The sequence below is a fragment of the Pseudomonas sp. UYIF39 genome, from assembly GCF_029963765.1.
GTDB lineage: Bacteria > Pseudomonadota > Gammaproteobacteria > Pseudomonadales > Pseudomonadaceae > Aquipseudomonas.
Window position 1 is genome coordinate 1 of record NZ_JALBYU010000012.1, and the last position, 22,769, is coordinate 22,769.

The following is a 22,769-nucleotide window of genomic DNA, read 5'->3' on the forward strand; positions in this document are numbered from 1 at the left end:
GTGAGTCCGGCTGACGCGGTATGCCTGACGCACCAAATGACTGATTTTACGACTGCTACGCAGCCGAACGCAGCCTCGCGGGCTCGGCAGCTGCTACAGATCGCGTTACGGCTTAACTGAGTGGCATTAGGCATTCCGGGCGCTTGTAAAAAAAGTGAGTCGCCGGAAGGGCAAAATCCTAAGCGGCCGTTACCGCAGGAATGGATAGGCACACCAACAAAAACCTAATGCGCAGTCACCCCCTGACGCAATCCAGAATGACTGGGTAACAAGGCCAGCGCCAACTGCGTCCGATTATGCATATGCGTCAACCGCAACACCTGCGACACATAAAGCTTCACCGTGTTCTCGGTAATCCCCAACTCACAGGCAATCTGATAATTCGTCTGCCCCTTCCCCACCAACCGCGCCACCTCCAACTGCCTTGGGGACAGCTGACTGAAAATCGCCGGAATCTCAACCCGATCCACAGCACTGACATCCTCATCAGTGGACACTGACAACGATGGCCCACGCCGAACCTTATCCAGGTCCTGATACAGACCATCGATCGACTCGGCAAGATACTGCAGCTTCTGATCCAGATGCCCCAGTTGCACACTCTTCTGCCGTTCTTGCAAAACCACTGTCTGACGCGCAATCCCTTCGAGCAACTCAACCAAATTAATCGGCTTCTGGTAGTAATCGGCAAACCCGGCCCGCAAAGCCTTGATCACATCCTGCTTGTCCGCACGCCCAGTGAGCATGATCGCTTCAAATACACGGTGCTTGCCGGATAACCGTTGCAGCTCCTGAACCAGTTGAATTCCATCCAGACCGGGCATCTGCAAATCGCAAAGCACCAGGCTAATCGCTTCGTCTTCATTGAAACGCTCGATTGCCTGCCTGCCGGTTTCGCACCCAACGCAACGGTAACCGTTGTCTTCAAGAACCTCACAGAGCTCTGCGACAATCAGCGGCTGGTCGTCGACCACAAGGATTTTTACTGCCGAAGAAAGCTTGTTCACGTGCGATTCCCTGCGAGGTCAAAGTTGACCGTTCCTCTAGGGGGCGTTCTCAATTAGTTTCCCCGGCGCGGTGGGGAAACTAATTGAGAACGCCCCCTAGTGACAGCCACTGGCTGTACAACTACTGAATTGAAAGTAGACGTACTTTCCGACTCTGTACATAGAACGGATGACTAGTGAAACCAGGCGAGTGTGAGCAACAGGCCCACCAGTACGAAGGGTGCAAAGGGCTGTTTCTTTGACATTCCAGGCCCCAGATATCGAAGATGATTTCTAAGCCCTTGACCGATATGAAGCCAGACTCTTGGCGCCAACAGCAGCCACAGTACACTGGCCAATCCGGCACCGATGAACACGCCGAGCAGGTGCATGCCATCCGTCGCCAGCCCCAGGCCGGTCATCAGTTTCACATCGCCTGCGCCCAAGCGTTTCAGCGCATAACCGGGCAAGGTAAAAGCCAACGCCAGCAAAAAAGCCCAGCCGCCCTGCACCGCCTCGGCCCCCAGCCAGGTAGTGCCCGTCCACAGGAGATACGCCAGCGCCAACCCCGCTGCACCCAGGGTCAGGCCATTGGCGATGTGCCGTTCTCGAGCATCCTGTGCTGCGCATAGCGTCAGCCAGATCAGTAGTACAAAGCTCTGCATCCGGTAAAAAACGTCCGTTTTGGCTGAATGATTCTATGCTGATATCACGTCGTGAATATCAGGGTAGACGCAGTCATGAAAATAGGCCTCCCCCGTAAGCAAAAAGGCGCTGTAGCGATTGAATTCGCGTTGGTGTTTCTCATCTTTTTCGCGGTGTTTTATGGAATTGTCACTTACAGCTTGCCGCTGTTGCTGATGCAGTCGTTCACCCAGTCGACTGCCGAAGCGGTGCGCCGAAGCGTGGCGCTGGATCCGAGCACTCCCGGATACGACACCGCGGTAAAAACCGTTGCCACGACAGAACTGAGCCGACAGTTGGCCTGGATTCCTGCCGTACTGAATTTCAATGTCGCCACCGACGCCAGCGCCACCTACGTGGGCGGGGTGTTGAAGGTCAGCATCAACTACCCCACCAGCAAACTGCAGCAAGTCATCCCGTTTCTGACCGTGCCGGGAATTGGCCAAGTGCCCAATCTGCCGGCAAACCTCACCGCCAGTTCGAGCCTGCAATTTTGAGTTCCGCAGACAAACTCTTCGGGCGCCTGCTCAACCGCCATCCGCCTCCGCCCGTGGACACGCCAGACACCCTGAGCGTGCAAAGTGTCGGTTTGCAGATGCATCTCGATGCCGAAGGTCGAGTGATTCACCTGACCGGCCCGCTGCGGCATGCGCTGGCCCAGCAGACGCCCGCGGCGCAAGCACCGAACCTGCTCGATTTCCTCATGCCCCACAGCGGCCTCACCGTTGAAGGCTCGCCCGTCGACTGGCAGGGACACTCTCTGGACCTGGACTTTTACAGCCTCAACGGACAACCCCTGCACCTGCGTGGTTGGGTCCAGCCGTTGGCCGATGCCTGGCTGTTGCAGTTGCTGGACATCGGCGACTTGCTGCTCGAACGTCGACAATCACGCAGCCGCGAGCAATGCCAATCACTCGCAGCGCAGATCGGCGAACAGTTGCGCCGGTGCAACCTGACGCGCCTGCCCGAGGTGTTGGTGGAACAGCTGCAAGGCCTGGCCCAGCGTTTCCACATGCCATGCATTGCGGTGGCGTTGCTCGATGAACAGGAAGAAGGCTGGCAGATACACCAGCATTACGCGGCCTTCGATGCGCCCCAGCTGTGGCAAAACGCTCAGCGCCTGGGCACGGGGCTCGACAGCCTGAGCGGCTCTGCGCCGCAACGCCTGACGCCCGCTGAACATCCCCGTTTGCAAGGCACCTTCGGTAATGCCGAAGGGTTCGCGGTGCCCTATCACGATGCTCAGGGAGTGGCCGCCTGGTTGCTGTGTGGCGTTTATCCGGTGCAGCAACAGGCACCCGAGCTGAATGATCGCGACTGGTTACAACTGACCGCCGCGCTGGCAGGCCCGTTGCTTGAGCGCTTGCGCGAGCACCGGCACCATCTGCAACTGGAACGGCTGGAGTCGCTACAAGCCTTGCTCGGCACCGGATGGTGGGAGGTGTTCAGCGACAGTCGCGAGGTGCAATTGGCGCCGTCGCTGGCCAGTAACCTGAACCTTGCGATCGATCGCTTGCCGCTGCACGACTGGCTTGATCGGGTGCACCCCGCCGACCGGGAAGAGCTGAGCAGTCGTCTGCAAGCCTTGCAAGACGACGGCGCCCCGCTGCTGCTGTGCGTGCGTTTGGCACAAACACCGAACTGGTATCGCCTGCAGGGCCAGGTGCTGGGCATCGGTAAGAGCCGGCGGTTTGTGGGCTTCATGCTCGACATCAGCGACATCAAAAACCAGGAGCAAAACGCCGCGGCGGCCCATGCCCGTCTGGACAATCTGATCGCCAGCTCGCCGGCGGTGATCTACGTGCAGCGCTATGTCGAAGGTGCGCTGCAACCGACGTTTTTCAGTGCCAGCCTACTGCCGCTGCTCGGCTGGACACTGGCTGATTGCGCAACGGGGACCTTGGTTGAAAGGGTGCACCCAGAGGACCGCGATCGGTATTTCGAACGTACCCGACATTTGCTGCGTGAAGGTTCGGTGCGCGCCCGTTATCGGCTGCGCGACAGTCGCGGCGATTACCACTGGCTACTCGATGAAGCCAAGCTACTGCGCGACGACCTTGGTTTGCCGGTGGAGGCCGTCGGCCTGTGGCTGGACGTCACCGAAGCAACCCTGGCCGCCGAACAGGTGAAACAGAGTGAAGAACGTTACCGGATCCTGGTGGAAGACTCTCCGGCAATGATCTGCCGCTACCGCCTGGACCTGACCCTGACCTTCGGCAACCGCCCGCTGGCGACATACCTGGAGTGCCAGCCCGAGCAACTGCCCGGGGTGAATCTGGGCAGCTGGATGTCGCTGGAACAGCGCGAAGCGTTTCTCCAGCGGCTCAGCCGACTCAGCCCGGAGTTCCCGGTCAGCACTGCGGAAATCAACCTGCAACTGCCGGGACGGGAACATGCCTGGTGGGTGTGGTCGGATCGCGGGGTGTTCGATGAGCACGGCCATTTGCTGGAGATTCAGGCCGTGGGGCGCGACAACACCGAGGTCCGCCGCGCCCAGCAGCAGCTCACCCAAAGTGCAAAAATGGCCACCCTCGGTGAAATGGCCACAGGGCTGGCCCATGAAATCAATCAGCCGTTGAATGTGATGCGCATGGCCATCGTCAATGTGCTCAAGCGTCTGAGCAACGGCGATGCGCAGATCGACTACCTGACCGACAAGCTCAACCGCATCGATGCACAGGTCCAGCGCGCCGCACGGGTGGTGGATCACATGCGGGTGTTTGGCCGCCGCTCGGAGATCGAGCAACATCCGTTTAATCCGGCGCAAGCCATCGAAGGCACGCTGTCGCTGCTGGCCGAAGGGATGCGCGGCAAAGGGGTCGATCTGCGGGTCAACGAGACCGGGTTTGACGTGCAAGTGCGCGGTTACGTCGATCAACTCGAACAGGTGTTGATCAATCTGATGGTCAACGCTCGGGATGCGTTGCTCGGCAAACGCGAGGCCGACCGCGAGTTCAAACCGTGGATCTCGGTGTACGCCGAACGTGATGCGTATTCGGTGCGGCTGTGGGTCGAGGACAACGGCGGCGGTATCGATCCGAGGTTACTGGAGCGGATCTTCGAGCCGTTCTTCACCACCAAACCCGTGGGTGTCGGCACGGGGCTCGGGTTGTCGGTGAGTTACGGCATCGTCGAGAACATGGGCGGAAAACTGAGCGTTAGAAACTCGGTCGAGGGCGCACGGTTTTGTATCGAACTGCCGATTGCCGCCGACGATCAGATTGCCAGCGTCGCTCGTCCTGAGTGACAACTGAGGTTGGCGCCGACATCGACCTTGTTCAGATCGATTCCCAGACTGAGCAGCAGTGTGTTGATCAAGGTGTCGAGTAACGGGCTGAGCACGCTATTGATCGCGTTGACCAGCAATGTGGTGACAGTGCTGAGGATCGCCCCCAGACCACCGACCAGACTGCCCGTCGGGCCGTACATGTTGACCTTGATATTGGTCAGCGTGTCGGTAAGGCTGCTGACGATGTTGCTGGTGGACCAGGAATAGTAGAACGGTGGCTGGTTGATCTCCGGCAGGCTGGTGGCCGGCGGTGCGGAATAGACGTGCGGCATGTTGGCGCTCTGTGCCACGGTGGTGTCGGCCATGATGTCGATACCGCCGCCGACGCCTGGAACCCTTGGGTTGCAGGAGATGGGCAGGAACAGAAGCCTCAGACAGGTTTTCACCCCGATATCGATCACCTTCAACGGCTGCACCACTACCGCCGGTGGCGTGGTGTTGCTGCCGAAAGCGGTGGCTGGATCGATCTTGCCGATCTTCAGTTTTACCAGCGAAGTGCTGGTGTTGGTGGTCAGGGTTTTGTTGGTGGTACTGACGCAACTGTAGGCAGTGACATAGCTGTTGGCGCTGGCAACGTCCAGCGCCACGTCGAGACGTATCGGTGGCGGCAGCACGATGATGTCGGGAGTCTGGCAGGGCACGAGCAAGGCACAGGTCAGTGAATTGAGAACCCCCACCAGGTTGAGATTGAGCAAGGCGTTGAGTGTGTTGGTCAGGGGGCCTGCCAGATCGGCCACCGCATTGACCAGCGCCACGATGGGTTCGAGCGCCGGCAAGTCGATCGACAGCAATGTCCTGATCTGGGCAGTTCTCACATAGATGCGGTTGGGGCCCAACGGATCCAGCGCGGCTTTTTTCGGATTGCCTATAGCCGAGAGCTGTGGCGGCTCCAGTATCTGCACCCGAGCGGTGATTTGCGCCAGCCCCGCGAGGTTGATCGGCAGGGTCGCCACCAGGCCGTTTTTCTTGTTGGCCAGTTGCACGACGGCTTCGATCAGGTCGAACACTTTCAGGTTTGTCCCCAGCGCCGTCATGGTGCTGCCAGCCTCGACGTGCAGCACGTTGCCGAGTACGACGGTGGTTGCGCCTGCCGCGACTTTCAGCGCTTGAAGACTCGCAATGGTTGCGGTCGCGCCGAGTGTGCCGCCAGGGTCCAGCACATTGACGGCAGTCTGGATCAGCTGGCTGACGGCAATCGTATTGCCCAATACCTGGTCATACCCGGCAGCGCTGAGGTTAAGGTCGACCTTCAATCGGTCAAGGTAACCGAGCAGGCTGACGTTGGTGTTCACCAGTCCGTTCCAGCCCGCCGCGTTGATATTCAGGTTACCTCCGAGCAAACCACCGAATAACGCATTGAGCGTGGTCGATTTGCTGGTGTCGACGCTCAGCGTCGTGCTGCGCAGGGTCAGCGAAGCCCGCGGTGGCGGTAATGCGGCGACAGCGCTGGCCGTCAGGTTGATGGTTGCCGCGCGTGGCGCGCCGCCGAACAGGGCGCCGACACCGCCGGCGAAACTCTGCTGGACCGAATGGCTGGCGATCACCCGAATGGCTTCGCTCTTGCTCGGGTCGGCGCCAAACACCCGAAGGTTATTGGCATCCAGGGTCAAGGCACCGCAAGCGACCAACAGATTGCGATTGGGGTCAGGAAGGGTAAAGCCGTTACGGTTTGCGCTGGCGGTGGCATAGACGGTAGCGGTGTTGCCAGCGGCGCAATCACCACTTCGGGTAGAGGCTTCAAGTGCGGCCATGTCCGCTACGCGCTGCAGGTCACGTTTTTCCAGGTACAAACGACCGCTGTCGACCACGACCAGCAAGAACATCAGGGCCATGCCCAATGTCAGCGCCGCCATCAAACCGATCGCCCCCCGTTGCCGGGACGGGCTGCGAAACTGCAAACGGGGAGACATCGCGCACTCCTTTGCCGGTGCACAACCGAGGGCTACCTCCATGGGTGAACAGCAGTGTAGTTGGCACTTTCCCGGGCTGCTCGCAGATCACAAGCAATAGATCGTCCAGCTGTTTATTTGGGTGGGTAGTTGGCGAGAATTCGCCCCACCGTTTCACGTATCGCCGTGCTGCGATCCGACGGGTTCGGTGTGCGGCTAAGTATCTGCTCGTCACTGCCGCGCCACACCAGTTTGCCGTCCTTGCCATCAAGCAGGTCGATCTGGATGATCGCCACTTTGTAGCTGACGTTACGAGTTTCGTTGTACATCGGCCCGCCCCAGTAGCCGTTCCATGGATTACCCCAAGTGCCGCCGTAGTTGGTGGTGACTTGTTGCTGGCGCTGCTCGACGATCAGATAGGTCTGCACGCTCAAATCGCCCTTTTTGCCATCCGCTGCCGGACGCAGGCCACGCTGATCCAACTGATCGGTCACCGATTGGCGGATGCGTTGTTCAGTCAGGTCGCTCTTGATCCGTGGGTCATCGGGGCGATATTGCAGGGCGGGTTCTTTCCAGCTCCAGCTGCGATAGGCAGCGAAGTCGCGGCTGGCATCGAAGTCATGATTGACCTGGTTGCCGGCGCAGGCACTGAGCAGCACGGCCACAGCCAGTAAAGCGAAACGGCGGAACATGATATTTCTCCGGTTGAAGACATGAACCTGCGCAATGCTTCTTAACGACAGAAGCTAACTGGGAGGATACGCCGACATCGCCTTTTCTACAGCCTCCCGAATCGCGTCGGCTCGCTCGCTCTGGCTGCCGCGATTGCTGGTTTCAGCGCTGGCACTCCATACCGGTTGACCGCTCTGAGCGTCAAACAAATCAACCCGCACCACCACGACCTGTTCCTGATAAGTCCGCACGATCGGCACGGTGTTGTACATGCCGTAACCGCTGCCGTAGCGGTTGTAACCGCCATAACCGCCGCCGTCGTAACCATAGTCGTCCCGAACCTGACGCAGGCGGGTTTCCAGGTGCAGGTCGGCGCTGACAAACAGGTCGGCCGGGCGGTTATCGTGCAGCGGGCGCAAACCACGTTGATCAAGGGCATTGCTGACGGCTTCGGCGACCTGCCCCGAATCCGCCCAGGCGCTGCCCGGCGGAAGCTGCCCGTTGAGCCAGGCCCAGCTGCGGTAGTGCCCGTAGTCGCGCGGCGGGGCCGGGTAGGCGCTGCGGTCAAAGGTGTTGGCCGCCTGAGGCGGCGCGGGTGGCAGGGGGTTGGATGACGCCACATAAGGGTTGCTGCCCTGGCAGGCCGACAACCCCAGACAAATCACCAACAAGCCCGAACGACTGTTCATTTCGTGCTCCGATCAGACCGGCCGACAGATCCAGTGCAAGTAGCGCCCAAGCCCGGCAAAGCTTGGGTGACGGCGGTGGGCCAGTTCCATTTCCAACAAGTCCGCCAGTTCGACGCGGGCCTGGAATTCCACTGGCATGTAGTCGTGAAAAACCCGCACCCCGCTCTGGATTTCGACCTGCCACATTCCTTCAAGTTGCGCCGCCAGTTCCCGTGGATCAAGGGGCTGTTGCGGAGTGAGGCTTTGCTTTTCGCCGGCCATGTCGTTCTTGCGCATCTTGCGGAAGTGGCCTTTGAGCAGGTTGCGATAGATCAACGCATCGCGGTTGTAGAAGGCCAGGGACAACCAGCCATCCTGCTTGGTCAATTGATGCAGCACCGGCAGGATCGCGTGAGGTTCGGCCAGCCATTCCAGCACGGCGTGGCACAGCACCAGGTCGTAGGGCTCGGTGAGTTGGCCGAGCAGTTCCTGCCACGGCGCCTGAATGAACGTCGCTGTTTGCCCGGCATCGGTAAAGCGCTGGCGGGCGCCCTCGAGCATCGGCTCGGCGGGTTCGGCCAGCGTGACCTCATGACCAAGCTGGGCCAGCCACAACGACATGTGGCCCAGACCAGCACCGATATCCAGTACGCGTAACGGCCGGTCTGGCAAGGTTTCGGCCAGGTCGGCCTGAAGCACCGCCAGACGGATCGCGCCTTTGGCACCGCCGTAGATTTTTTCGGCGAAGCGGGTCGCCAGTTGATCGAAATGACGGTCGCTCATCAGCTGAACCTCCGTTCGCTGTCCGCGAGTTTGCTGCGCACCACTTCATTCATGTCCAACCCCAACTCGCTGCACAGCAGCAGTAGATAGAGCACGATGTCACCGATTTCCTGCCCGGCATGGGCCAGTGTGTCCGCCGGCAACTGGCGCGACTGGTCTTCGGTCAGCCACTGGAAAATCTCCACCAGCTCGGACATTTCCACGCTCGCGGCCATGGCCAGGTTTTTCGGGCTGTGAAATTGCCGCCAGTCATTGCGGTCACGGATGGCGTGCAGGCGTTCGGTCAGTTCAACAAGGTTCATCGGGCTCTCCTGAAGGCGTATAGCTTCGGGGGGATAAGGAATGAAGGCAAGCGGCAAGCGCTGCAAAACCACTATGCTTGGAGGGAACTCGGCACCCTGCTCGATAGCCCAAGGCTCAAGTCCGGCAACCACGCCACCACTTTCATCAAGGACGCTCACGACATGCAGGTAGAAAGTTTTTTCGAATGGCTCGGCCAGGCACTCGGTTCGGTTATCCGTTTCATCGTTGACGGCCTCAGCGGTTTGTTCAATCTGCTGAGCCACGCCGGCAGCAACTTTGTCGAAGGGTTGTCCCGTGCGCTGGGCATGGACACGTCGATCATCAGCATCATTGCGCTGATTTTGGGGTTGATGCTGTTGTGGTCGGCGATTCGGGCATTCATGAATGCGTCGATCATCATGGGGATTATCTGGTTGCTGCTGGGGTTGTGGTTGTTGAGCTGGATAATCCACTAACACCCACAATGAATCGCTGCGGATTCTGATGTGTCGCTACAATGCCCGCTCCCCCAAGGAGCCTGCATGTCCAACCTGATCGTCGACTGGCGCGACCGCCCTACCCATCGTCGAGTCTGGGCGCTCGCCGCGCCGATGATTCTCTCGAACATTTCCGTACCGCTGGTGGCACTGGTCGACAGTACCGTCATCGGCCACTTGCCCCACGCCCATCAGTTGGGCGCCGTCGCGGTCGGGGCCAGCCTGTATACCTTTCTCGCCTGGGCCATGGGGTTTCTGCGCATGGGCACCACCGGGTTCGCCGCACAGGCCGCCGGGCGTGGGGACGGCGCGGCATTGCGGCAGATCTTGCTGCAGGGCCTGTTGCTGGCCATGGGCCTGGCCATTGTCCTGGGAGCACTGGGTGTGCCGTTGAGCGGGGTCGCGCTGCATTTCATGCAGCCGTCGGCGGAGCTGGATCAGCTGACCCGCGAGTTTTTCCACACGCGCCTGTTCGGTCTGCCGGCAGCACTGGCCAGTTATGCGCTGGTCGGCTGGTTCCTCGGCACTCAGAACGCCCGGGCGCCGCTGGTCATTCTGCTGAGCACCAACCTGGTGAATATCGCGCTGAACCTGTGGTTCGTCCTCGGCCTGGAATGGGGTGTGGTCGGTGCAGCCCGAGCGTCGGTGATCGCCGAATGGACCGGCGCGCTGATCGGCCTGCTGATGACCCGCAACGCCCTGCGCGCCTATCCTGGCCACATCGCCTGGGCAGCGCTGGCGCTGTGGCAGAGCTGGCGGCCGCTATTGGCGGTCAACCGCGACATTTTCATCCGCAGCCTGGCGCTGCAATCGGTGTTTTTCCTGATTACCGTGCAAGGCGCACGGCTGGGTGATGCCACCGTTGCCGCCAACGCGCTGCTGCTCAATGGTTTGCTGCTGACCGCCCATGCGCTGGACGGCCTGGCCCACGCGGTGGAAGCCCTTTGTGGGCATGCCATTGGTGCTCGCGATCGAGAGGCCCTGCGTCGCTCATTGGTGGTGGCCTGCGGTTGGTCGTTGCTGGCGAGCCTGGGTTTTGCCGTGCTGTTCCTGTTCGCCGGGCATCTGTTTATCGAGATGCAGACCAACATTCAGAGCGTGCGCGACACGGCGTTCATCTACCTGCCCTACCTCGCCGCACTGCCGCTGATCGCGGTCTGGAGTTACCTGCTCGACGGGCTGTTTATCGGCGCCACCCGGGCCCGGGAAATGCGCAACGGCATGCTGCTGACGGTGGTTTTATTGCTGCCGTTCGCCTGGGCGCTGCAAGGTTTGGGCAACCATGGACTGTGGATAACCTTTCTATTGTTCATGTTGCTGCGCAGCCTGACCCTTGGCGCGTTTGCCTGGTATCTGCACAAAAACGACGGCTGGCTCGCAGGCAAAGCTCACTGAGTCGGCGTGGCGTTGACGAAGGCCGTGACCACATCCAGCACCGGAGCCAAACCGCGCAGGGGCCGGGACAGCGTCGCCACCAGCGTGGCGTGGCTGGTGCGCGAGAAATACAGGTCCTGCACCGGCACGCCCGCCTCGCGCAGTTTGCGTGCCAGGCCACCGGTGTTGCGGGCCGGGTTGACCAGCTCATCGTCGCTTGCAGCGATCAACAAGGCCGGCGGCGCGCCACGACTGACATGATTGATCGGCTGCGACCGGGGCGGTGAATCCGGCCAGAAAAACACCGGGCGCACCTGCGGATTCTTGACCGGCAGAAAATCATAAGGCCCGGCCAGGCCGATCCAGCCGCTGAGGTTGTGCGGCGACAGACCCACCGCCCCCAGTAACCCAGGGTCCAGCGCCAGCATCGCGACGTTGTAGGCCCCGGAACTGTGGCCCATCAGGTACAACCGCTGTGGGTTCCCGGAATATTGACGAATGTGTTCATGGGTCCAGGCCACGGCCCGGGCGCCATCTTCAAGGAACAGCGGATAACGCACCTGCGGATACAACCGATAGTCCGCCAGCACCGCCACAATCCCCCGGGACGCCAAGGCCTCGCCGACAAAAGCGTAATCGCTGCGTGAACCGCTGTTCCAGCTGCCGCCGTAGAAAAACACCACCACCGGGGCGTTTTTCATGGGGGGACTAGGCACATACACATCGAGTTTTTGCCGCGGGTCAGGGCCATAGGCAATGCCCACGGTCTTGTCGAAGGTTGCGTCGGGGGTCAGCGCATTGAGCAGTTTCAGCGGCGAGCACGCCGTCATCACGGCCAGCAATACGCCGCCGATTATCAGGCTGAACAACCGCTGTGTGGTGCTCGCCATCGATGTTGAACCTCGTTTTCAGGGTTGATCGTTCTGCCAGAGGTTGCGCAGGCTATCGAGACGCTCCTGCTGGGTGAGCCCCGGCAATGCGTGCCCAGGCAACGCGCCGGGGTACTGCAAGCGTAGCCATAACCAGTCATCAAGTACCGCGCGCTCGGTAAAATCCAGCGCCAGCCCTTGCTGCACGTGAGACCACAGCCTGTTGTAGTCAGTCCCGGTGGATCGACTCCAGTGCCAGGCATGTTGCTCCAGCAGGCAGGTTTGCAGTTTTTCCTGCTGACGAGGACTGAGGTTTTCTTCAACCGCTAAAGGGCTGACGGCAAGCCCCGGATTGACCAGCTGCTGCCAGCCCTGACTGCCGATCGCGCGGTCGGCCCACGTCCCGCCGAACCAGCGCAAATGGCTGATCGGGCCCAACCAGCGACTCAGCTCCTGCGCATCACAGGCATCGAACAAATAACTGGCCGTTTGCGGGTTGTAGTAACTCAACAAGGCTCGGTGATGCACACCGAAAGTGACCGTAAGCATGCGGCGCAAATGCTCCAGCAACCGCGACGACGACACCTCGCTGGCCATCAGCAAGCCTCGCCACAGGGGCACTTCGCTGTCACACAACCCGGTCAGCGCTGGGCATGTCCGAAGGTCGATCAGGGCCGGGCCGTGTTCACGCAACGCATGCCACTCAGTGCCTTCGAACAACCAGAACCACCGGGCATGCGCAAATTGCTGTTGCAGCATCGCCCCCGCCTGTGGCGCACCCGGCACATCCAGCAATAGCCATTGCGGGGTCGCGGCGTTCATGCCGCACCGCTCTGGCCAAACTGCATCGCCGCCCGGCAGGTGCAGAGGGCCTGCGTGCAGTGGTTGAAACTGCCGCCACCGGGCAGCAGACATAGCAACATCAATGGTTCGCTCGATCGCAGAAGTCCCAGCAAGCCGTCGACATCATCGGCCGTGGATGTGCGCGGCGGGCCGACCTCCTCAGCCTCATCAACAGACGAAGGGACGTGAAGAAACCCGGTTATCAGCGGCTGATCCGGATCCCCTTCGATAAAGCTCACCACCACCTCGGCCCCCTCACTCAACTGCGTGACTGCCGCGTCGCCCAGCTCAGCGGCCACCGGCAGCCAGCTGTGGCTGGGCACCGCGCCCTCGCCCTGATAGAGCCAGTCAAATTGCACGGCAACCGGTCTGGACGGATCGGGGCATGCCTCATCAATGTTGACCACCCAGGCCCGTTGCAGGCTGTGCATCCTGGGTTTCACTGCGCAATGAGGCGCTACAAAAGGCACCTGCCAGTGAATCGCGCGGATATGGTTGCTGTAGGACGCCGTTAAATCCTGGCTGCCCTGATGCTCCACATGGGTCAGCAGCCAGAGATGATTCCAGTCGGCGATCGGATGACCGGACAGCGGCATGAACTGACCGCTGCGCAGCGCCGTCAGGTCCGTGCGACCTTCGGCAATCGGCGCGGTTCGTTGCTCAGCGCACCCCAGAAGCTTGAACTGACGCACGGCCGATTGCTCGCTCTCGACCTGGAAGACCGCGCGCTCGCCGAAACGAAAGTGCCCCTGACCATCACCGAAAACCACGCAATGCCCGCGCTCGCCGTGTTCGAAATGGTAGTGAAGCCGTTCCTGAGCACACAGACGCTGGATAAATTGCAGGTCCGATTCCCGGTACTGCGTACAGAATTCACGGGCCGGGTAATCGCCACTCAGCTCAAAGCGCCGACTCTTGCCGGCAATACCGTGCTCCTTGAGCACCTGACTGAGGATTTGCGGCACCGAGCGCGCGCTGAAAACTCGCTGACTAAAGCGCAGGGAAAGGCACGCCAGCTTCGGCCCCAGACGTACGCGACAGAGCCTGACAGCCAAGTCATGGTCACGCTGGACGAGCTCATGCAATTGTCCATGGAAGCCGTTTCCCGCAGGCCCGACATGCAAAAAGGCCGGACGGTACAGCAGGCTTGCAAGGTCGAGTGTCGGGTCATCGATCAGCAGATCCACGTCGAACACAAAAGGCTCGCTGATGGCTTCTCTACCGGTAAAGGCCAAGACCACAAAGGGGTCGGGCAGACCCTCTACATCCAGACGAAATGACGGCTCGTTGACTGGATCGAACATCGGCGATTCTCTACAGGAGGGGCGGTCGGGGATTCTCTCCGAGAGAGTTGGCCGAGTAGAGTGCCGAAGTACAACTTAGGAAATGACCTACGCGAAAAGAAGACCACATCACTTGGATGGCCAAGAATGTAAGTCATTTCGCTTGAAATCAGAGAGGAATCCCACCAAGTCATCTGAAATTTCCGCTACGTGCGGAACATTTTCAGACAACCTGATGAGAGCGGTGCCTTACCTCAAGAAGACAGGTAAGACGAACGGGTCAGGCCCAGACGCAGTGCGTCGAGGAACTGGGTACGCTCGGCGGCGGTGATGCGGGCACTGGCGCATTTGTCGCGGTAGTGGGTCATCAACTCTTCCGGCGACAAGTGCACGTAACGCAGCATGTCTTCGATAGTGTCGTGGGTTTCGATACCCGCGTGGTACACGCTGCCGTCAGCGTTCTGATAGATGTTCACCGAGTCGGTGTCACCGAACAGGTTGTGCATGTCGCCGAGAATTTCCTGGTAGGCGCCGACCAGGAAGATACCCAGCAGGTAGTCTTCACCGTCGTTCAAACCGTGAACCGGCAGGCTGGTTTCAATGCTCTGCTCGTCGACGTATTGCTTGATCTTGCCGTCGGAGTCGCAAGTCAGATCTTGCAGCACGGCACGGCGCAGCGGCTCTTCGTCGAGACGGTGCAGCGGCAGGATCGGCAGGACCTGGCCGATGGCCCAAGTGTCCGGCAGGCTCTGGAATACCGAGAAGTTGCAGATGTACTTGTCGGCCAGCTTGTCGTTGAGTTCGTCGAGCACCTGACGGTGCGAACGCTGACGAGCCTTCAACGAGTTGTGCAGGCGACGGCACACCGCGAAGTAGCATTGCTCGGCCAGGGCTTTCTCGGCCAGGGTCAACTTGCCATCGGCGTACTGGGTCGCGATGTCGCTCATGTAGTGCGTGGCGCGCCAGTAGGTTTCGGTGACCATCTCGATGTCGGTCGGGCCCAGCAGGTCAACCAGCCACTGCACGGTTTCCGGCAGTTCTTCCTTGTTCTCGATCTGCGGCACGTCGTCGTTGTGTTTCTCGACGTCGGTCACTTGCACCACCAGCATCGCGTGGTGAGCGGTCAGGGAACGACCGCTTTCGGAGAAGATGTTCGGGTGCGGCAGGTTCTGCGCGTCGCAGAACTCCTTGAGCATCCCGACCACGACACCGGCGTAATCGTCCATGTCGTAGTTGATCGAACTGGCGTTACGCGAGTGCGTACCGTCGTAGTCCACGCCCAAACCGCCGCCGACGTCGATGTGGTCAACCGGCAGGCCGAGGTTGCGCAGTTCGCCGTAGTAACGAATCGCTTCCTTGAAGCCGTGCTGATAGTCCGCCAGGTTGGCGATCTGCGAGCCCATGTGGAAGTGCAACAGGCGAATGCCCTGGTCCAGGCCTGCAGCGCGGAAACGCTCGACCACCGACAGCAGTTGCGCCGCCGACAGGCCGAACTTGGATTTCTCGCCGCCAGTGTCGGCCCACTTGCTCGACGCCAGGGACGACAGACGCACGCGCAGACCAACCTGTGGCTTGACCTTCAGCGAGGCGGCTTCTTCGATCACCAGGCCGACTTCAGATTCTTTCTCGATGACGATGAACACGTTGTGGCCAAGCTTCTGACCCATCAGCGCCAGACGAATGAATTCGCGGTCCTTGTAGCCGTTGCAGACGATGGTGCCGCCCTTCGGCGCCAGGGCCAGCACGGCCAGCAGCTCAGGCTTGGAGCCGGCTTCAAGACCAATGGACACGTCTTGGGTGGCAATGATGTTCTCGATCACCGCTTCTTGCTGGTTCACCTTGATCGGGTACAGCGCGGTGTACTTGCTCTGGTATTCCAGACGTTCGATGTTGGCGTCGAACGCGCCGGTCAGCTGACGCACGCGGTCTTGCAGAATGTCAGGGAAACGCACCAGCAACGGCAAGGACAGGCCGCTTTTACGCAGCTGGTCAACTTGCTCGAAGAGGTCGATAGGCGAACTGGTCGGACCGTTCGGACGAACTTCGACGCGACCGGCGTCATTGATCGCGAAGTACCCGGCCCCCCAATGGCGAATCCCGTAAACACTGCGGCTGTCCGCAACTGTCCATTGGCTGCCATCGTCTTTGCGTGTGCGTCGTACGGACATTGAAGTCCCCTATAAAGAAGTCATAGAGCGTCGCCTGGGTTCAGGCCGGCGCAGTCTAAAGAATGAAAATGACGGTTCGTCAACGAGGGGATAGACCTCGCTGACCGCAGTGAGTTTAGAAACCGGTCAGAACAGGCTCTGTGAAAACCATGTAGACGACGCCAGACCTGCTGTCAGGACTGGATCAAGCCGAGGGTGGTTTTCACAGAGGCTGCTAGCCGCCGGATTTCTTCGCTTTGAAACCGTGTTTGATCAGTTCGGCCAAGAGTAGCTCGACATGATCGCCCTGGATTTCAATGATTCCGTCTTTCAACGCACCACCGGTCCCGCAACGTTTCTTCAACGTGGTCGCCAGGTCCTTGAGTGCGTCTTCGGCCAACGGCACGCCGGTGATGGTGGTCACCGTCTTGCCGCCACGGCCCTTGCTTTCGCGACGCACGCGAGCGATGCCGTCGCCGGCAGGGATAACGGTCTGTTTGCAGATGCAGGCATCCACCGGTTGACTGCAATCCGGGCAATGACGACCTGCGTCGGTGGAAAATACCAGGCCACCAAGGGCGGCGAAGGATGCGGCTTTTTTGGCCACCGGCAATCCTCTTGGGAGGACAAAGACTGGTCGCGGCAACTTGGGCAAGTGCCATCGACCGCGAAGCCCCACTCAGGCAGGGGCAGCGCTACTGAGCCAGGCAATACCGGTTCAGCTTGAAAAGGTCGCGCAGTGTAACGGCAAAAAGCCGACTTGCTAAGAGCCAATCGGCGCCAATTTATGCCTCTTTTGCGACGTCCGCCCCTCGGGCTCGAAGATACCGCTTCAACGCAGCCAGAGAGTCCGGGCAATAAGGCTTTTGCTGGATTTCCAGCAGGACCTGATCGATGGGGATGAAGCGTGCTTCCAGCACTTCCTCCGGTTGCAGGATCAATGGACCGTCCCACACCGCCGAAAACGCCGAACACCAGAGCCGATTGCCGGTGTCTTCGAAGAAAAAGTGATCATGGGCGGTCAGTTCTACACCGCTCACGCCCAGTTCTTCTTCCAGCTCGCGGGCAGCCGATTCGGCGTAGGTTTCGGTCGATAGCACCATCCCCCCCGCTGCCACATCCCAGAAACCCGGGTAAATGGCTTTGCTCAGCGTGCGTCGATGCACGCAAAGTTCGCCGGCGGAATTGAACAGCATGATGTAAGTACCGCGTCCGATCAGCCCGCGTTCACGCAGGTCGGAGCGGACCAGGGCGCCGAGCAGATTGTCCTGCTCGTCCACCCAGGCGATCTGTTCGGCATCCGAGGCCGCGCGGTGCGCGACCTCTCTGGCGCTATCGACCATGACTTAGCCCTGATTGAGCAATTGACGCAAATCGATCACTGCGGCGTTGGCCCGGGAGATGTAGTTGGCCATGACCAGCGAGTGGTTGGCCAGCACCCCGAAGCCGCTGCCATTAAGGATCATAGGACTCCAGACCGGTTCCTGCGAGGCTTCCAGTTCACGAATGATCTGACGCACGCTGACCGTGGCGTTCTTCTTGGCCAGCACATCGGCGAAGTCGACTTCGATGGCGCGCAGCAGATGGGACAAGGCCCACGCCTGACCGCGGGCTTCGTAGAACACGTTGTCGATCTGCATCCACGGGGTTTCGACGATTTCTTCGTCAACCTGCGGCACCTGACCCGGCGCGACGACTTCGGTTTTCAGCGAGGTGTTGAGCTTGACCCGGCCAACGCTGGCCGACAGCCGTTGCGACAGTGAACCCAGACGAGTACCCACATCGCCCAGCCAGTTGTTCAGGTTGTCGGCGCGGGCGTAGAACAGCGCGTTTTTCTGCGACGGATCGGACAGGCGCGCCTGATAACGGCTCAGGGAATTCATGCCTTCCAGGTACTCGGACTCACTGGAGGGCAGCACCCAGCTTTTATTGTCGAAGTTGAAACGCGGCTCGGCCTTGGCCAGATCGGAGTCTTCGGCAGATTGCGACTGCGAACGGGCGAAGTCTTTACGCAAGGCACGCGTCAAGTCACGGACCTGGACCAGCACGCCATATTCCCAGCTCGGCGTGTTATCCATCCACAGGCCCGGCGGAAAACGGTCGTTGGAAATATAGCCACCCGGTTTGGTCAGCAAAGTACCGGCGACGGTCTTGAGGGTTTCGACCGTGGTGTAGCCGATGACCATTTGCTTGCCTTCTTTCTCGGCGGCCATCTGGGCATTCTGCTGAACCGGGAACAGCGCAGGTTCCTGGCTCCAGTACCAGCCCAGCGCAATAGCCACCAGCAAGTAAATGGCAATCAGAGTGGCCAGCGCCCGGCTGAATAACAGGCCACCCAAGTAACTGCGGGTGGCCGACTTCGGTTCAGCGGCACGTTCAGGCGCGCTGCCCGCGCGGTTCTTCCAGTCCAGCATGGCGATATCCTTTCAATTACTTGAGTTCATCGGTTCGACCACAACCCTATCTCATCGTGCCTCGTTTGCCGCACATTAAATCCGCGTAAACACTACCCGCACAATGACTACGATCGACGGCCACTATAAATGAAGCACAGCTTCTATCCTATGCGACCAGTCGGTCAGAAACTGAATAGGGTCGCTTTGCAGTTAATTGATGTACGACACTCATGCGATGGAAAAGAGGTGCTAGCATAGAGCCACCAGTCGATCTCAGCATGCACCCTAACTAGTAGTCAGGATATGACCGAGCCAGAAGACCCCAGCCGTGAGCGCCTCAAGCACCACTTTGCCCAGCGGGTAATTCATCAGGCACGTCAAATTCTTGAGATATGGCAGCGCCTGCAACGCAGCGAGTGGTCCACCACCGACTTATCGGAACTGAGCGAGGCCAATCTGCGCCTGCTGCGTTTCGCGGAGCGCTTCGAACAACCTGAACACACGCAGTTGGCACGCCACATCGGTCAGTCGCTGGAGGCTGTCGACGCCAATCGCGGACGCCTGAGCAGCGGACTGATCACTGACCTCAATCGTTTGATGCAGCGCCTGTCACGCACCGGCTTGCGCCATGGCGATCAGTTGGACCAGACCTTTCTGCCGCCGCTGCGCAAGCCAATCTACGTGATGCTGCAGGATTACGACCGCGCCGAGCGTCTGGCCAAGCAGCTGGAATTTTTTGGGCTCAGCGCTCAAGCGCTCGACAGCGTTGCGGCGTTCCGCTCTTCGATGGTCGAGCGCTTGCCTGCGGCGATCGTCATGGACGTGGACTTCAGTGGAGCCGGCATCGGCCTGAAACTGGCCGCCGAAGCCCAGGAAGGCCTCGATTATCAATTGCCGCTGTTGTTCTTCAGCCTGCAAGAAACCGATACCCCGACCCGCCTCGCCGCCGTGCGTGCCGGTGGCCAGGAGTTCCTGACCGGCACCCTCGAAGCCTCGAGCCTGCTGGAGAAGATTGAAGTCCTGACCTGCGTCGCCCAGTACGAACCTTACAAAGTGCTGATCATCGACGACTCCCGCGCCCAGGCCTTGCACACCGAGCGTCTGCTCAACAGCGCCGGGATCGTCACGCGGACCTTGATCGAGCCGATCCAGGCCATGGCCGAACTCGCGGACTTCCAGCCAGACCTGATCATCCTCGACATGTACATGCCAGCCTGCACCGGTACTGAGCTGGCCAAGGTAATCCGCCACAACGACCGTTACGTCAGCGTACCGATCATTTACCTGTCAGCCGAAGACGATCTGGACAAGCAGCTCGACGCCATGAGCGAGGGCGGCGACGACTTCCTGACCAAACCAATCAAGCCCCGGCACCTGATTACCACCGTGCGCAACCGCGCGGCGCGGGCGCGCAATCTGAAAGCGCGAATGGTCCGCGACAGCCTGACCGGCTTGTACAACCACACCCACATTCTGCAATTGCTCGAAGACTGTTCGTTCCGCGCCCGTCGCGAGAACAAGCCGCTGAGCTTTGCGATGCTCGACATCGACCACTTCAAACGGGTCAACGACAGCCACGGCCACCCCATGGGCGATCGAGTGATCAAGAGCCTGGCGCTGTTTCTCAAGCAACGTTTGCGCAAGACCGACTTCATCGGCCGTTACGGCGGTGAAGAGTTCGCGATTGTCATGCCAGACACCGATCTCGAATCGGCCCACAAAGTGCTCGACGAAATCCGTCGACGCTTTGCCGAGATTCACTACCCGGCTCAACCGCAGGACCTCTGGTGCACGTTCAGCGCCGGGGTGGTGGAACTGTGTGAACACTCCGACAGCCTGATGATGGCCAGCCAGGCAGACGAAGCGCTGTACCGCGCAAAAGACGCCGGACGCAATCGCGTGCAGGCTGCGCGAACATCAAAGCAAAGTGCCACTTTTTCATCGGAATCGACCGATTCGGTCATGACTCTGTAACACAAACGCAATAACTTCAGGCACTTACCATTCTGCCGTTGGTAGACCCGCGATGCGCCTGAAGCTGCTGACCAATCTCAACACCCTCCTTTTAGTCGCCGTGTGCGTGGCCCTTGGCGCCACGCTTTGGTGGTCGCAAAAGGCCCTGGAACGCCCCTATCTATTGATGGAGCGTTACCTGGGCTTGTCCCAGCAATTTCAAAATGAAGTCGCGCGCAACATCGAGGACTACCTCTCCAGCGGCGATGCCCTGCGCCTGAGTAGCGCCAGCCAGGCTATCGACAGCCTGCAAAAGGAACTCGGCGAGTTGCCACCGGCATTGGCCGACACCTTGCGTCCGAGCCTGTCGAACCTCGAAGAATTCAGCAAAACCGACCTGCTGGCCGCCGGCAAACTCGCGGGCGATCCGCAAGCACTGCTGCTGCAAGCCGAGCGCGAACTTGGTGCCAGCCTCGATCAGCTCAGCCAGTACGCCAGCGCTAACGCGGCGTATCTGACGCCGCTGCTCGCTGCCTCCCAGCACTTGGGCAAATTGTCTCTGGCCCGGGACAAACTGGTCAGCAGCGGCCGTAGCGAATTAGCCGCCGATGTCGAGCGTGAAGTCAGCAGCATCCGCACCCAGGCTGAGCTTTTGGACACCTTGCCGTTGCTGGGCGTGACGAGCACAAGTGAATCGAACACGGATGATTTCTCGGCGATGATGGGCCTGGAGAACAATGACAAAGCCGTTGCCGAGGATGCAGGCGTCGGCCTCAAGCGTGAACTGAACAGCCTCCTCACTCGCTACCCGGCCGAACTGGCGCGCACACGTGACCAGATCCAGAAGCGCACCGACCTCAGCGCCGCCACGCACCTGAAAATCGCCGCCGTGCAGCAGGCCATCGGCGGGCTGGAACCGGTGGTTCGCGCCCAGCACGGACAGATCCAGGGCGAAGTGCGACTGATGCAAGGGGTGATGATTGGCCTGATTCTGCTGATTGCTTTGCTGATCGACACCTTGCAACGGAAACTGGCCCGGACGCTGACCAACCTCGCCCCGGCCCTCTCTACCTGGGCCGAGGGTGACTTCAGCCGGGACATTGAACTGGGCAAGACCAATCGCGAACTGCATGACATTCAAGCTTCGCTCAATCGCTTGCGCGCCTATCTGGTCGACCTGGTCGGGACCATTCGCCTCAACGCCGAACAGGTCGCCGGTAGCAGCCGAACCCTGGCCGAGCTGAGCAATGACCTGCACAGCGGCGCCGAACATCAGGCCGGCGACACGGCGCTGATCCGTGATTCTCTCGGCGAGCTGGAAGCGACCATTCAACAGGTTGCCGGCGATGCCAGCCAGGCGGCCGACGCGAGCCGCCATGTCGGGCAGGCGGTGGAGCACGGCCAGAAAGTCATCGGCTTGAGCCTCACCGGGCTGCACGCACTGGTCGGCGAAGTGCAAGGCAACGCGCAAATGATCGAACACCTGGCCGAAGAGTCGGCGACCATCGGCGGCGTGCTGACAGTGATCCGCTCGATTGCCGACCAGACCAACCTGCTAGCCCTGAACGCCGCCATCGAAGCGGCCCGTGCCGGGGAAATGGGTCGAGGGTTTGCGGTGGTGGCCGAAGAAGTTCGCTCACTGGCGCAACGCACCGCCGGCGCCACAGCAGAGATCCAGACCCTGATCGCCGGTTTGCAGACCGCGGCGCGACAATCGGTGGAAGGCATGCGCGCCCAGGTTGAACACGCCGAAGCCACTGCCAATCAGGCCCAGGCCGCCGACGGTGCGCTGGATAAAATCGTCGGTGCGATCCAGACCATTTCCGACACCGCCGTGCGCATCGCCGATGTCACCGCCCAGCAGAGCGGCGCCGTCAGCGAAATCCGCGATCACAGTGAGCGGATTCACCAATTGGGTGGGGATAACTTGCTGCGCATCGGCGAGGGACGGGTGCAGGGGGAGCATTTGCTGGTGCTGGGTGGACGACTGCATACCGCCGTCCAAGCCTTCCGCGTCTGACAGACCGCCATCGCGAGCAAGCTCGCTCCCACAATGGAATGCGTCCCCCTGTGGGAGCGAGCTTGCTCGCGATAGCGTCAGAACAATCACCACAGGTCTTGCCCTGTACACCCTGCGACTGTCCGCTATCATGC

Annotated in this window: 20 protein-coding genes; 6 read left to right on the plus strand and 14 right to left on the minus strand. The window is 60.3% G+C overall.

The window, feature by feature from the left end:
* Positions 1-224: 224 nt before the first annotated feature.
* Positions 225-1,007 carry a response regulator transcription factor gene (locus MO767_RS17355; protein ID WP_282481492.1) on the minus strand — a complete coding sequence of 261 codons (783 nt, stop codon included), beginning with the start codon at positions 1,005-1,007 and terminating at the stop codon, positions 225-227.
* A 173-nt stretch (positions 1,008-1,180) separates the two neighbouring features.
* Positions 1,181-1,651: a prepilin peptidase gene (locus tag MO767_RS17360; RefSeq protein WP_282481493.1), complete on the minus strand. Its 471-nt coding sequence runs from the start codon at positions 1,649-1,651 to the stop codon at positions 1,181-1,183.
* A 75-nt stretch (positions 1,652-1,726) separates the two neighbouring features.
* Here MO767_RS17360 and MO767_RS17365 point away from each other — a divergent pair, with 75 nt between their 5' ends.
* Together MO767_RS17365 and MO767_RS17370 are read left to right on the plus strand one after the other, a co-directional pair.
* On the plus strand, positions 1,727-2,167 hold the full coding sequence (locus MO767_RS17365) for a TadE/TadG family type IV pilus assembly protein (protein WP_282481494.1): 441 nt from the start codon (positions 1,727-1,729) through the stop codon (positions 2,165-2,167).
* Positions 2,164-4,917, plus strand: coding sequence for a PAS domain-containing sensor histidine kinase (locus tag MO767_RS17370; RefSeq protein WP_282481495.1), 2,754 nt, complete (start codon positions 2,164-2,166; stop codon positions 4,915-4,917). Before MO767_RS17365 ends, MO767_RS17370 begins: the two co-directional genes overlap by 4 nt.
* Here the strand turns inward: MO767_RS17370 and MO767_RS17375 are convergent.
* The 5 genes from MO767_RS17375 to MO767_RS17395 all read right to left on the minus strand — a co-directional run bounded on the left by MO767_RS17375 (position 4,887) and on the right by MO767_RS17395 (position 9,273).
* Positions 4,887-6,869, minus strand: coding sequence for a pilus assembly protein TadG-related protein (locus MO767_RS17375; RefSeq protein ID WP_282481496.1), 1,983 nt, complete (start codon positions 6,867-6,869; stop codon positions 4,887-4,889). The genes MO767_RS17370 and MO767_RS17375 overlap by 31 nt on opposite strands.
* 113 nt (positions 6,870-6,982) lie before the next feature.
* Entirely contained in the window at positions 6,983-7,540 is a 558-nt protein-coding gene (locus tag MO767_RS17380; RefSeq protein WP_282481497.1) for a DUF4136 domain-containing protein, read from the minus strand.
* Positions 7,541-7,594: 54 nt separating this feature from the next.
* Positions 7,595-8,209, minus strand: coding sequence for a DUF4136 domain-containing protein (locus tag MO767_RS17385; protein ID WP_282481498.1), 615 nt, complete (start codon positions 8,207-8,209; stop codon positions 7,595-7,597).
* A 12-nt stretch (positions 8,210-8,221) separates the two neighbouring features.
* Positions 8,222-8,971: a methyltransferase domain-containing protein gene (locus MO767_RS17390; protein WP_282481499.1), complete on the minus strand. Its 750-nt coding sequence runs from the start codon at positions 8,969-8,971 to the stop codon at positions 8,222-8,224.
* Complete coding sequence (locus MO767_RS17395; protein ID WP_129438809.1) at positions 8,971-9,273, minus strand: MazG-like family protein; 303 nt, start codon at positions 9,271-9,273, stop codon at positions 8,971-8,973. Before MO767_RS17395 ends, MO767_RS17390 begins: the two co-directional genes overlap by 1 nt.
* A 162-nt stretch (positions 9,274-9,435) precedes the next feature.
* Between MO767_RS17395 and MO767_RS17400 the strand changes: the two genes are divergently transcribed.
* Positions 9,436-9,729 carry a hypothetical protein gene (locus MO767_RS17400; RefSeq protein WP_109627794.1) on the plus strand — a complete coding sequence of 98 codons (294 nt, stop codon included), beginning with the start codon at positions 9,436-9,438 and terminating at the stop codon, positions 9,727-9,729.
* Between the two features lie 66 nt (positions 9,730-9,795).
* Positions 9,796-11,145, plus strand: coding sequence for an MATE family efflux transporter (locus MO767_RS17405; RefSeq protein ID WP_282481500.1), 1,350 nt, complete (start codon positions 9,796-9,798; stop codon positions 11,143-11,145).
* Here the strand turns inward: MO767_RS17405 and MO767_RS17410 are convergent.
* From MO767_RS17410 to MO767_RS17440, 7 genes are all read right to left on the minus strand, one after another.
* Positions 11,139-12,014 (minus strand): alpha/beta hydrolase, encoded by an 876-nt coding sequence (locus MO767_RS17410; RefSeq protein WP_282481501.1) that lies wholly within the window; start codon positions 12,012-12,014, stop codon positions 11,139-11,141. The genes MO767_RS17405 and MO767_RS17410 overlap by 7 nt on opposite strands.
* An 18-nt stretch (positions 12,015-12,032) precedes the next feature.
* Positions 12,033-12,815: a DUF4123 domain-containing protein gene (locus tag MO767_RS17415; protein WP_282481502.1), complete on the minus strand. Its 783-nt coding sequence runs from the start codon at positions 12,813-12,815 to the stop codon at positions 12,033-12,035.
* Positions 12,812-14,140, minus strand: a complete 1,329-nt coding sequence (locus MO767_RS17420; protein ID WP_282481503.1) for a contractile injection system protein, VgrG/Pvc8 family — start codon at positions 14,138-14,140, stop codon at positions 12,812-12,814. The genes MO767_RS17415 and MO767_RS17420 overlap by 4 nt, the downstream gene beginning before the upstream one ends.
* A 233-nt stretch (positions 14,141-14,373) precedes the next feature.
* Positions 14,374-16,287, minus strand: a complete 1,914-nt coding sequence (speA, locus tag MO767_RS17425) for an arginine decarboxylase (protein ID WP_282481504.1) — start codon at positions 16,285-16,287, stop codon at positions 14,374-14,376.
* 214 nt (positions 16,288-16,501) lie between these two features.
* A complete protein-coding gene (locus tag MO767_RS17430; protein WP_007907444.1) occupies positions 16,502-16,873 on the minus strand; it encodes a translation initiation factor Sui1 in 372 nt (123 codons plus the stop codon).
* Between the two features lie 178 nt (positions 16,874-17,051).
* Positions 17,052-17,609 carry an NUDIX hydrolase gene (locus MO767_RS17435; protein ID WP_282481505.1) on the minus strand — a complete coding sequence of 186 codons (558 nt, stop codon included), beginning with the start codon at positions 17,607-17,609 and terminating at the stop codon, positions 17,052-17,054.
* A gap of 3 nt (positions 17,610-17,612) precedes the next feature.
* Positions 17,613-18,680, minus strand: a complete 1,068-nt coding sequence (locus MO767_RS17440) for a DUF2333 family protein (protein WP_282481506.1) — start codon at positions 18,678-18,680, stop codon at positions 17,613-17,615.
* A gap of 285 nt (positions 18,681-18,965) precedes the next feature.
* On the opposite strand from MO767_RS17440, the gene gcbA reads away from it, so the two are divergent.
* Together gcbA and MO767_RS17450 are read left to right on the plus strand one after the other, a co-directional pair.
* On the plus strand, positions 18,966-20,636 hold the full coding sequence (gene gcbA, locus MO767_RS17445; RefSeq protein ID WP_282481507.1) for a diguanylate cyclase GcbA: 1,671 nt from the start codon (positions 18,966-18,968) through the stop codon (positions 20,634-20,636).
* 52 nt (positions 20,637-20,688) lie between these two features.
* On the plus strand, positions 20,689-22,635 hold the full coding sequence (locus tag MO767_RS17450; RefSeq protein ID WP_282481508.1) for a methyl-accepting chemotaxis protein: 1,947 nt from the start codon (positions 20,689-20,691) through the stop codon (positions 22,633-22,635).
* Positions 22,636-22,769 lie beyond the last annotated feature (134 nt).

Excerpts from the sequence above, each read along its gene's own strand:
- MO767_RS17360 (WP_282481493.1), bottom strand. The coding sequence starts at position 1,651 with ATGCAGAGCTTTGTACTACTGATCTGGCTGACGCTATGCGCAGCACAG.
- MO767_RS17365 (WP_282481494.1), top strand. The coding sequence starts at position 1,727 with ATGAAAATAGGCCTCCCCCGTAAGCAAAAAGGCGCTGTAGCGATTGAA.
- MO767_RS17375 (WP_282481496.1), bottom strand. The coding sequence starts at position 6,869 with ATGTCTCCCCGTTTGCAGTTTCGCAGCCCGTCCCGGCAACGGGGGGCG.
- MO767_RS17380 (WP_282481497.1), bottom strand. The coding sequence starts at position 7,540 with ATGTTCCGCCGTTTCGCTTTACTGGCTGTGGCCGTGCTGCTCAGTGCC.
- MO767_RS17385 (WP_282481498.1), bottom strand. The coding sequence starts at position 8,209 with ATGAACAGTCGTTCGGGCTTGTTGGTGATTTGTCTGGGGTTGTCGGCC.
- MO767_RS17390 (WP_282481499.1), bottom strand. The coding sequence starts at position 8,971 with ATGAGCGACCGTCATTTCGATCAACTGGCGACCCGCTTCGCCGAAAAA.
- MO767_RS17395 (WP_129438809.1), bottom strand. The coding sequence starts at position 9,273 with ATGAACCTTGTTGAACTGACCGAACGCCTGCACGCCATCCGTGACCGC.
- MO767_RS17400 (WP_109627794.1), top strand. The coding sequence starts at position 9,436 with ATGCAGGTAGAAAGTTTTTTCGAATGGCTCGGCCAGGCACTCGGTTCG.
- MO767_RS17405 (WP_282481500.1), top strand. The coding sequence starts at position 9,796 with ATGTCCAACCTGATCGTCGACTGGCGCGACCGCCCTACCCATCGTCGA.
- MO767_RS17410 (WP_282481501.1), bottom strand. The coding sequence starts at position 12,014 with ATGGCGAGCACCACACAGCGGTTGTTCAGCCTGATAATCGGCGGCGTA.
- MO767_RS17415 (WP_282481502.1), bottom strand. The coding sequence starts at position 12,815 with ATGAACGCCGCGACCCCGCAATGGCTATTGCTGGATGTGCCGGGTGCG.
- MO767_RS17420 (WP_282481503.1), bottom strand. The coding sequence starts at position 14,140 with ATGTTCGATCCAGTCAACGAGCCGTCATTTCGTCTGGATGTAGAGGGT.
- speA (WP_282481504.1), bottom strand. The coding sequence starts at position 16,287 with ATGTCCGTACGACGCACACGCAAAGACGATGGCAGCCAATGGACAGTT.
- MO767_RS17435 (WP_282481505.1), bottom strand. The coding sequence starts at position 17,609 with ATGGTCGATAGCGCCAGAGAGGTCGCGCACCGCGCGGCCTCGGATGCC.
- MO767_RS17440 (WP_282481506.1), bottom strand. The coding sequence starts at position 18,680 with ATGCTGGACTGGAAGAACCGCGCGGGCAGCGCGCCTGAACGTGCCGCT.
- gcbA (WP_282481507.1), top strand. The coding sequence starts at position 18,966 with ATGACCGAGCCAGAAGACCCCAGCCGTGAGCGCCTCAAGCACCACTTT.
- MO767_RS17450 (WP_282481508.1), top strand. The coding sequence starts at position 20,689 with ATGCGCCTGAAGCTGCTGACCAATCTCAACACCCTCCTTTTAGTCGCC.